The organism is bacterium (assembly GCA_040757115.1).
Lineage (GTDB): Bacteria > UBA9089 > CG2-30-40-21 > CG2-30-40-21 > SBAY01 > JBFLXS01.
Genome location: JBFLYA010000134.1, coordinates 1 through 10438 on the forward strand (window position 1 = coordinate 1; position 10438 = coordinate 10438).

Genomic DNA, 10438 nt, shown 5'->3' on the forward strand with positions numbered 1-10438 from the left:
ACTAATAATTAATTTTTTAATTTTATTTTCAACCCCCACCCCCCAATCTTGGGGGCTTTAATAAGGAATTAGGATTGTGGCATTCAAAATGACCAACAATATATATTATACGAGGACGATGAAAATTGAGCATAGAGATTAGCAAGAGTGCAGGTTCTAATTCACTAATTCACTAATCTCTAATTAACTATTTTCAGGAGAGTTAAAATGATTGAATTTCGTTATCTAACTAAAATTTATAATCACGGCATTCGGGCATTGAATAATATTACTTTTAAAATTGAGCGAGGGGAATTTGTCTTTTTGGTTGGACACTCTGGAGCAGGCAAAACTACCCTTTTACGAATGCTTTATGTCGATGAACGACCAAGCTCTGGATTTGTCTTCGTCGCCAATAAAGATGTTGGTAATATGCCTGAGCGAAATATACCTTATTTACGAAGACGAATTGGCATTGTATTTCAAGATTTTAAATTGTTATATTCAAAGTCAGTTTTTGACAATGTTGCTTTTGCCTTACGAGTAACCGGGATTAATGAATCTGAGGTTTATAAAAGAACGATTAAGGCATTAAATATCGTGGAATTGACTCAAAAAAAATCCTGTCTTCCACATGAATTATCCGGCGGAGAACAACAACGGGTTGCAATTGCCAGGGCAATAATAAATGACCCAACTATCCTCTTAGCTGATGAACCTACAGGAAATTTAGATGCACAATTGACTGATGGAATTATAAATCTATTTCTGAATGCTAATCAACAGGGAACAACCGTAATAATCGCCACGCATAACCTGGATTTAGCCACAAGATATGGCGGGAGAATAATTCATCTCGCCAATGGTGAGATAGTTGAAAATGGAGTTTTGGTATGATTAAATATTTTGTTAAAGAGGCCCTCTTGAATTTTAAACGAGCAGGTTTAATGAGTTATGCCAGTATTGGAATAATCACTATTACCCTATTCATCTTAAGCCTGTTTTTACTATTTACAACTAATGTGAAAGGAATAGTTGATATCTTTTTAGTCAAAAGGACATCAATTATCGTTTATCTAAAAAGTGGATTGTCTGAAACAGAAATTATTGAATTTGAGAAAATAATAGGAGAGAAAGAAGAGGTCAGTCAGGTAATTTATATTTCAAAAGAAGAGGCTCTCCAAAAATTTAGAGAGAATTTAGGAGAAAAGAAGGATATTTTGAATAACCTCCCCTGTAATCCATTACCAAATTATTTAGAGGTTAAGTTAAAGGGTAGCAAGTTTATCTGGGATGAAGTAGGTAAAATAGCTGAGGAACTCAAAAAATCTGAATTAGTCACTGAGGTAGATTATGGACAAAGAGTAGTAAATATCCTGGCTAAAATTACTTATGGATTAAGAATAATAATTCTCGGCGTAGGTATTATTTTATGTATAGCGACTTTAATAATTATCTCAAATACCATTGAATTAGGACTTTTTGCCCGAGGAGAGGAAATAACCATTATGAGATTAGTTGGGGCAACTAATTGGTTTATTCGTTTCCCGGCATTAATCGAAGGAACATTACAAGGAATAATAAGTGGAGGAATGGCTATTGGGTTATTATGGTTCATTTATAAATTTATTATATTCAAATTATGGATATCTGATGCCTTTTTTCAACTTATACCGATTAAATTTCTTCCTGTAGAATCCATATTAGGCATACTTTCAGCCAGTGCTGTTCTGGGATGTCTGGGAAGTTTTCTTTCTTTACATTATTTCTTAAAATCGAAAAAATAACAATTGGTAATTGGTAACTGGTAATTAGCTACCAATTTAACCAGTTACCAAGAAATAAGGGAGGATTTTTGAAAATGAGAGGATATAAAATCTTTAGTTTAATCTTATCTTTTTTATTCTTAAGTTGTGTTCCGGCGTATACTGATGACATCAATAAGGAAAAAACCAAACTCTCTAATATTACAAAGGAAATTAAAAAAAAGAAATCTAAAATAAATTATCTCAGCGGACAGGAGAAAAATGCCGTTCATGAACTTGCGAAAGTAGAAATACAAATTAAAACCACCGCAGATAAAATAAATTTACTTGAAAAACAATTAACCGATGGTCAGAAAAATATTGCTCTCACGCAAAAAAGTGTTAACTTAACCAGTGCTCAGTTAAATAGAAGACAACAAATACTTCTTAAAAGACTTACCGCTATTTATAAATATAGAGGAGGGGATTTATTAGGGAATTTACTGAATACCGATGATTTTACTGAGATTTCTAAACGGCTATATTTTATGTCACTGATTGCCCAGGCAGATACAGAATTAATCGAGGATATAAATAATAAAAAGAACGCTTATCTACAGAAAAAAAGAATATTACAATCTCATCATAATAAGTTGTGTAAGATAGAAAAGTCTCAAGAAAATTTTTTGAATAAACAGGAAAGGCTGAAAAAAAATAGAAAGCGACTTTTGACTAAAATACAAGGTGAAAAATCCCTGTATCAACAACAAATATCTAAATTAGAAAGAGATTCATTAGAATTAAAACAATTAATAAAAAATTTAGAGATGAGGAAAACGCATGAAGGCAAACAAATTGTTCTTCGAGGAAAAGGAGATTTACCCTGGCCAGTAAAAAACCGTAAACTTTATCGTGGCTATGGGAGTTATAAACATCCAAAATTTAATGCTCAGATAGTCAACAAAGGCATTGATATTTTAACTCCCCAGGGAGAAACAGTTTTTTCAGTAAAGGACGGTAAAGTGGTTTTTGCAAACTGGTTTAAAGGATATGGAATGTTGGTGATGATTGACCATGGTGAAGGGCTTTATAGCCTTTATGCACATTTATCAAACATTTTGGTTGATGTTGGTAATAAGGTATCTAAAGGAAGTTCCATAGGTATAGTAGGTGGTCCTTTTGATAGTGAAGGATATAATTTTCATTTTGAAATACGGGTTAACGGCGAACCAGACAACCCGTTAAACTGGCTTATGTAGGGTCACCTTAGGGTTCTGCAAAATAGGATTTGGGGGAGACAATAAATAAATATTAAATACCAAATATAAATATCAAAATGCAAATTTACAAATCAAATTTCAAAAAGGACGGGGCGGTTCCTTTTATCGTTTTTCCTATGATTTCTTTCGAATGTCACTTGTAAGCGTTCACAGAAAGTTGAAATTGGAAATTAGAAATTGGGCTTTTACTTCTTTCCCTAATTTCTAATTTCGAATTTCCAATTTTAACTTCATTTTCTAACCGCAGGCTTTCAAACAAAAGTGAACCGTCCCAAAAGGACTTCTATTTTAACGCTGAAAGGAAAGAGATAATTTTACATTTTGATATGTAATTTTTATATTTGCTTTTTGATCTTTGGAGAAAATTGATAAAAATAGAGGCTTTAAATACCTGCTTAAAAACTACAGTTTCTTAGTTTTGCAGAACTCTAAAAATTTTAGTTGAAAGGAGATGATAAAAATGACATTAGAAGAAGTATGGCAAAAGGCAGTTAAAGAAACTGAAATAGTCAGATACCGCATCAGTCAATTATTGACATTTAAACCCACTGATTTACCTTATATATTTTTAGCGGAGTCATCAGTGAACATTGGTGATACAGTTGTTCGGAAGGGAAAGGTTTTAGTCAATGAAGCCTCGATTATACTTCCGCGAAATTTTCCACAATTTGAAGGATTTAACTTTACAGAATCCTATCAGGTAAATGAAGATATAATCAGGTCTTTTTTGTTAGTCAGGGGTGTAACCTTTCCTTCTTTTAAATATAGTAATGAAACCTATTCTCTCAATATCTATGAAGATTCTCTCGAGAAGGCAATAAGACATTTTAAAGAAGAATTAGAAAGGATTGAGGATGTTCAGTCAGGATTGATTGTAGGACCGGAAGATTGCTGGCAGTTTTCAGTCCTTTTCTTTGTTCTTAATATGGTTTCCAGAAACGCTCCAAATGATTTAAAAAGATTATTAAAGGATTTTAATGAAAGAGGAAATTTATTCCTTGATTAAAATAAAAAATTGTGGTATAATTTATTAATGATGATAAAAGAATTTATTCAGACAATGAGGCCAGGACAGGTGACAAAAAATTTACTTGTTTTTGCCGCAATTATCTTTGCCCAGAAATTATGTAGTCTTGAGGCAATATTGGAAACGGTTTTTGCCTTTATTTGTTTTTGTATCATTTCAGGATGTGGCTATGTATTCAATGATATCTTAGATTTAAAACAAGATAGAATTCATCCAAAGAAAAAAAATCGACCAATTGCCTCCGGGAAACTAAAAATTCTTCCATCTTTAACACTATCAATAGGATTAATAATTATTGTTTTAGTCTTATCTTTTTTAATAAGATACCAATTTGGTTTTGTTATTACAGGATATGTACTTTTAACTATATTTTATTCTTTGTGGTTAAAAAACATAGTTATTTTAGATGTTTTAGCCTTATCGGCAGGGTTTGTATTTCGTGTTGTTGGAGGAGCAGTGGTTATCCCGGTTGTAATTTCACCATGGTTAGTAGGATGCACAATGCTGTTAGCCCTGTTTTTGAGTCTGGGCAAAAGAAGACATGAATTGATTCTTTTAAACTCATCTGCCGCCTCTCATAGACCTATTTTAAAAGAATATACCCCGGCATTTATTGATGAAATGATTGCTGCGGTCACGGGCTCAATATTAATTGCCTATTCTTTCTATGCGTTTTCACCTGAGGTTCAGAAAAAACTTAATGCTCCATATTTACCCCTGACCATTATTTTCGTCCTTTATGGAATTTTCCGCTATCTTTATCTGGTACATCAGAAAAGTGCAGGTGGTAATCCAGATGTTGATATTATAAAAGATAAACCACTGCTTCTAAATATCCTATTATGGATAATTGCGGTGATAGTTATTATCTATTGGAAACCAATGGGGTAATTCCAGGAAGACTCTCGGATAAAAAATGGGTAACTGTTCAGCCACTGATTAACACAGATTGACATGGATAAAATAGAAGGGGTTTAAAATCCAAAATACAAGGAGGATAACGATGCGGTTTTTTATAGCAGTTCTGATGTGTATTTGTGTAGGAGTAGGAGGACAATTATTGTTAAAAACAGGTGTTTCGCAAGCGGAGATAGGTAATTATTTTCAAATGCTAACCCATCCTGCGGTTATCATAGGTGGTTTTCTTTATATCGGAAGCTCTTTCTTATGGCTTTTATTGCTTCAAAGAGCACACCTGAGTTACTTATACCCACTGATTAGTGTCTCGTATGTTCTGGTAGTAATTGCTTCTTGCCTTTTATTTCAGGAAATAGTATCCCCTATTAGATGGATAGGGGTAGGAGTAATTTGTGTGGGAGTAACTTTAGTCTCACAGAGTTAGTGATTGGTAACTGGTAATTGGTAACTGGTAATTAAATACCATCCGGCTGAACTCACGACGAAGATATTTAACCAATTACCAGTTACCGGTTACCAGTTACCAATTACCAGTTAATAAGGAGGAAAATTATGCCAATATTATTAGCTATTTTTATCTGTGTTGCGATTGTGGTTACAGGACAGTTGTTGTTAAAAACAGGTGTAGGTAAGCCTTCGGGTAAGCCTATTCCATTAGAATTAATCCGGATATTTACTCTGCCCAGAGTAATCTTTGGATTTGCACTTTATATATTTAGTGCAATGCTCTGGCTGTGGATTTTACAAAATGTCCCTTTGAGTTTTGCTTACCCGATGTTAAGTCTGGCTTATGTCTTGATAGTCTTCTCATCTAAATTCATTCTCAAAGAACATGTGCCTTTGATAAGATGGATAGGTGTAGTAGTTATCTGCATTGGTATATTTTTAATTTCACAAAGTTAGGAAATTTTCATCAAGGTTTAAAATATGGTTACTTTAAAGCAAATATGCCAATTTCTTGAGACAGAGTTAAATATAGCCCAGGTTAAAGATGAGGCGATAAATGGCTTACAAGTTGAAGGAAAAAAGACAATTGAGAAAATAGCCTGTGCTGTTGATGCCTCATTAGAAACTTTTTATGAGGCAAAAAAACAAAATGTAGATATGATTATTGTTCATCATGGTCTATTTTGGGGAACACCTCAACCTTTAACCGGTACCCTTTATAAACGATTAGAGGTGTTGTTTAAAAATGATATTTCGCTCTATGCTGTGCATTTGCCTTTAGACCTTCATCCAACACTTGGCAATAATGCTCAATTAATGAATTTATTTGTCCACAAAACATCACAACCTTTTGGGAAATATCATGAAGTACCAATTGGGTATTTAGGCAACTTAAAAAAAGGAATTGATTTATTAGATGTTAAACAAATACTTGAGCAAAGGCTGAATACTATTTGTCGATTATTAGATTTTGGTAGACAAAAGATTAAAACCATAGCCATAGTCTCGGGTGGTGGCTCGGATATGGTTAAAGAGGCGATAGAAAAAGAGGTAGATTTATTTATTACTGGCGAATCAAAATTATTTACATATCATTTAGCCAGGGAATCAAAAATCAATATTATCTTTGCTGGTCATTATGCCACTGAGACATTAGGAGTTAAGGCATTGGCAGAGGTTTTAGCCCAAAAATTTCAAATAGAATGTCCTTTTATTGATATTCCAACAGGACTTTAAAAAGGAGGAAAAATGAAAGATTTATTAAAAAAAATTACAGATGTCCCTAAAGTATCAGGAAGTGAAGATGAAATCAGGAATATTATCGTTAACGAGATAAAAGAGTATGTTGATACAATTGAGATTGATAAATTCGGTAATATTATATCAATCATAAAAGGAGATAAAAAACCAAAAGTAATGTTAGCGGCTCATATGGATGAAATTGGATTAATGGTAAAATTTATAGATGAAAAAGGGTTTATCCGATTTATTCCAATTGGTGGGATTAATGATCAAATGTTACTTAATCAAAGAATAACTATTAAAACCTTAAAAGGGTATATTCCTGGAGTAATAGGTTCGAGGCCTCCACATTTAATGGATGAAGAAGAAAAAAAGAAATTAATAACTTATGATAAGATGTATATTGATGTCGGAGCAAAAAATTATGATGATGTTCTAAAAATGGGTATTCAAAAAGGTGATTCAATCTTTTTTACGCGTATATTTACTGAATTAGCCAATAACAATATCTCGGCTATGTCACTTGATAATAGTGTAGGGTGTACTATTCTTATAAGTCTGATAAAAAATTTAAAAAAAGTCCCGGCTGAATTATATATTGTTTTCACTACCCAGGAAGAGGTTGGTTTAAAAGGAGCTACTGTCTGTAGTTACAGTATTAATCCAGATGTTGCCTTAGCCGTAGATATTGAGATTGCAGGTGACTACCCGGAGATAAAAAAAGAAGAAGCAGACAGTGAAATAGGTAAAGGGACTTCATTTGTAATGTCTGATGCTTTAGGTAGGGGATTAATTATTCATCCTCAAGTTAAAAAATGGTTACTTGATACTGCTAAAGATTTGAATATTCCCTATCAACTACATGTTGGTGGAAAAGGTGGGACAACTGATGCCTCAAGCATTCGCTTAGCCAGAGAAGGAATTCCAACAGGGGCGGTTTCTGTTCCAATACGCTATGCTCATACTCCTATTGAAGTTGTTAATTTAATAGATATGGAAAACACGATGACTTTTCTAAAATTTGCTATAGAAAAGGTAAATAAATATTTTCCAGCTGTGCAATTAGAAATAAAAGGATAATTGATTGTAAGCGTTCAGCCATCAGGTATCAGCAATCAGTTAACATCCAGGAAATCAGGATAGTAACCAATCCTACAATTTTGCGTAAAGGGTGTCTATGTGTCTGGTAGTCTATGTAACCCAGACACTTAGACACCCAGATACCAGACTACCTGAACGGTTACAATTGATTAAACAGATTACATTTTTTATTGTAAGCGGATTGAGCGGATTTTTTTTATTTCTTTTTCCGCTAAATCCGTTAAATCCGCTTACTAAATCCACCCGCTTACTATTAAAAATCTGCTTACTTAATTTTCTACCTGCACAGGTCAAACAAGTTACTACTCATCAACTTATTTTCCTTGTTAACCTATTTCCTATTAAATTGCAATTGATATTTTAACACGGCCTCATTATGTTCTTTAAGTGTTGTTGAGAACTTATGCATGCCGTTGTTCATCGAGACAAAATATAAATAATCTACTCTGGCTGGATACAAAGCAGATTTAATCGCAGATAATCCTGGATTTGCAATGGGACCCGGCGGCAATCCCTTATATCGGTAAGTATTGTAAGGTGAATCAATTTTCAGATCTTCTTTCTTCAAATTTCCATTAAAACGCTCCCCAAGGGCATAAATTACTGTTGGGTCACTCTTAAGTGGCATCCCTGTTTTTAAACGATTATGAAAGACAGCAGAAATAAGATGTCTTTCAGATACAGCCTTTGTTTCCTTTTCGATAATCGAGGCTAAAGTAAGCACTCGATGAAAAGAAAGACCAATTTGACTTGCCTGGTCTTTATCTTCAGAGGTAATTACTTTATTCAATTGGGAAACCATCAATCTGATTATCTCCTCTTCAGTAGTTCCTTTAAGGATATAATATGTTTCCGGGAACAAGTAACCTTCCAAACTTTGGGCATAAATGCCTAAGTTAAAAATAAACTTTTCATCTTTAGTTATCTGAATAAATCTTTCTCTATTGACAAAGCCTTTTTTTGCCAAAAGGTCAGCTATCTGAAAGATATTGTATCCCTCAGGGACGGCGAAGCAGGTTTTAAGGCAGTCGCCACGAACTAATTTTGAGATAATCTCAGGCATATTCATCGCCGGTGTAAGTTCATATTCTCCTGCCTTAATCTTATCCGCGAATTTTATTACCCTTATTAGCCACTCAAAGACAAGGGCATCACGAATTACCCCTTCTGCCCTTAGAACTTTAGTAATCTCCTTTAATCCTATACCCTTACGAATATTAACTGTTTTAATTACAGAAGAAGATTTATTTACCGGGACATAAATCTGGTAGAAAACTATTATTGGAAGAACCAAAATTATAGTAAGAATAAACAATAATATTTTTTTAATCATTGGTATCTCCTGAAAATAAGGAAGTAGAAAGTAGAGAGTAGAAAGTAAAGAAAACATCACTCCTCACGCCTATTTCCTACCACTATTTTCATCCTCCTTTGTGCCCACTCCCTGTGGGCATGAGCGTTTCTCCTGAAAATAGTTAATTAGAGATTAGAGAATTAGTGAATTAGAACCTGCAGTCTTGCTAATCTCTAATCTCCAATCTCTAATCTCTATGCCCGATTTTCATCCTCCTTTGTGCCCACTCCCTCTGGGCATGAGCGTTTCTCCTGCAAAAGGTTTTTCAGGATTTCTTCTGGTCAGATTTTTCTTCTGGTTGTTTTGAGGCAATAGCGGATTTTAACATCTCTATTTTCAGGTCTTTATCGCCTATGCGTAAAATAATAGTATTGTCTTTGATATCAAATATTGTGCCCAAAATTCCACTTGAGGAAATTACCTTATCCCCTTTTTTTAAATTAGCCAACATTTCCTGGTGTGCTTTTTTTTCCTTTTGTTGTGGTCGGATAAGCAAAAACCAGAATATACCAAAGATGAGAATAAGCGGGAGAAAGGAAGATATAGCACCAGCTGTTGAAGGAGGTGTTGTTACCTCTGGTGATGCCTGAGCCGCTAATAAAAAATTTACTACTAAATTCATCTTAATACTTGTCTCCTTTCTTTTGGTAAGAACAGCCTTTCACGAAATTCATAGCTCCTTGATTAACAAGAAGTTACAAATACGCTTTTTTCTTATTGCCCTCCTACTATATAACTCCTTGATTTCAAAAGAGTTGCAAATGTCAATTTCTTGCTTTTTTTTGATTTTCACCCCTTTTAAATAGGGGTGGAGGGCAATTTTACTTTTTTCCCTCTACCCACAGGGGGCTACACTTACCCCGGGTTTGCAGGCAATTCCCCCTTAATAAAGGGGGTTAGGGGGTTGTAATTGTTCAATCCATCCTTCAATTGCCCTTAAAACATTGTCTATATCTTTCTTTACATCACTATCATTGAATCTTATGAGAGTTAAACCCATAGACTTTAATTTCCATCCCCCTTAATAAAGGGGGCATAGGGGGTTGTTTCTTTCCATATCGTACTCAAATCTACTCTCGTTGTGGGTTTCTCCATCAATTTCAATTACCAGTTTTAGTCTACTACAATAAAAATCAACAATATACTCCCCAATAGGCTTTTGTCTCATAAACTGATAGCCATTCATCTTTCTGCTTCTCAAATACTTCCAAAGCAATACTTCGGATAAAACCCCTTGCTTTCTAAGTTCTCTGGCGTAAGTTTTCAATTTCGGATTGTAATGAATCTTCTTACTTACAACCCCCTAACCCCCTTTATATACTTACAACCCCCTAACCCCCTTTAT

11 protein-coding genes and 1 pseudogene are annotated in these 10438 nt (G+C 34.0%); 9 read left to right on the forward strand and 3 right to left on the reverse strand.

The window, feature by feature from the left end:
* Positions 1–207: 207 nt before the first annotated feature.
* The 9 genes from ftsE to AB1422_12165 all read left to right on the forward strand — a co-directional run bounded on the left by ftsE (position 208) and on the right by AB1422_12165 (position 7718).
* A complete protein-coding gene (ftsE, locus tag AB1422_12125) occupies positions 208–876 on the forward strand; it encodes a cell division ATP-binding protein FtsE (protein MEW6620059.1) in 669 nt (222 codons plus the stop codon).
* Entirely contained in the window at positions 873–1766 is an 894-nt protein-coding gene (gene ftsX, locus AB1422_12130) for a permease-like cell division protein FtsX (GenBank protein MEW6620060.1), read from the forward strand. Before ftsE ends, ftsX begins: the two co-directional genes overlap by 4 nt.
* 74 nt (positions 1767–1840) lie before the next feature.
* A complete protein-coding gene (locus tag AB1422_12135) occupies positions 1841–2983 on the forward strand; it encodes a peptidoglycan DD-metalloendopeptidase family protein (GenBank protein ID MEW6620061.1) in 1143 nt (380 codons plus the stop codon).
* Positions 2984–3464: 481 nt separating this feature from the next.
* Entirely contained in the window at positions 3465–4010 is a 546-nt protein-coding gene (locus tag AB1422_12140) for a hypothetical protein (GenBank protein MEW6620062.1), read from the forward strand.
* 27 nt (positions 4011–4037) lie between these two features.
* Positions 4038–4922, forward strand: a complete 885-nt coding sequence (locus tag AB1422_12145; protein MEW6620063.1) for a decaprenyl-phosphate phosphoribosyltransferase — start codon at positions 4038–4040, stop codon at positions 4920–4922.
* A 112-nt stretch (positions 4923–5034) separates the two neighbouring features.
* Entirely contained in the window at positions 5035–5373 is a 339-nt protein-coding gene (locus tag AB1422_12150) for a multidrug resistance protein (protein MEW6620064.1), read from the forward strand.
* Positions 5374–5501: 128 nt separating this feature from the next.
* The gene (locus AB1422_12155; GenBank protein ID MEW6620065.1) at positions 5502–5852 is read left to right on the forward strand and encodes an EamA family transporter; all 351 of its coding nucleotides are present in this window, start codon (positions 5502–5504) and stop codon (positions 5850–5852) included.
* A 24-nt stretch (positions 5853–5876) separates the two neighbouring features.
* A complete protein-coding gene (locus AB1422_12160) occupies positions 5877–6632 on the forward strand; it encodes a Nif3-like dinuclear metal center hexameric protein (protein ID MEW6620066.1) in 756 nt (251 codons plus the stop codon).
* 12 nt (positions 6633–6644) lie between these two features.
* Complete coding sequence (locus AB1422_12165; GenBank protein ID MEW6620067.1) at positions 6645–7718, forward strand: M42 family metallopeptidase; 1074 nt, start codon at positions 6645–6647, stop codon at positions 7716–7718.
* 352 nt (positions 7719–8070) lie between these two features.
* Here the strand turns inward: AB1422_12165 and mltG are convergent, their stop codons facing one another.
* From mltG to AB1422_12180, 3 genes and pseudogenes are all read right to left on the reverse strand, one after another.
* Complete coding sequence (gene mltG / locus AB1422_12170; protein MEW6620068.1) at positions 8071–9072, reverse strand: endolytic transglycosylase MltG; 1002 nt, start codon at positions 9070–9072, stop codon at positions 8071–8073.
* Between the two features lie 286 nt (positions 9073–9358).
* Complete coding sequence (yajC, locus tag AB1422_12175) at positions 9359–9715, reverse strand: preprotein translocase subunit YajC (protein ID MEW6620069.1); 357 nt, start codon at positions 9713–9715, stop codon at positions 9359–9361.
* A 261-nt stretch (positions 9716–9976) separates the two neighbouring features.
* A pseudogene (locus tag AB1422_12180) lies at positions 9977–10378 on the reverse strand (DUF559 domain-containing protein).
* Positions 10379–10438 lie beyond the last annotated feature (60 nt).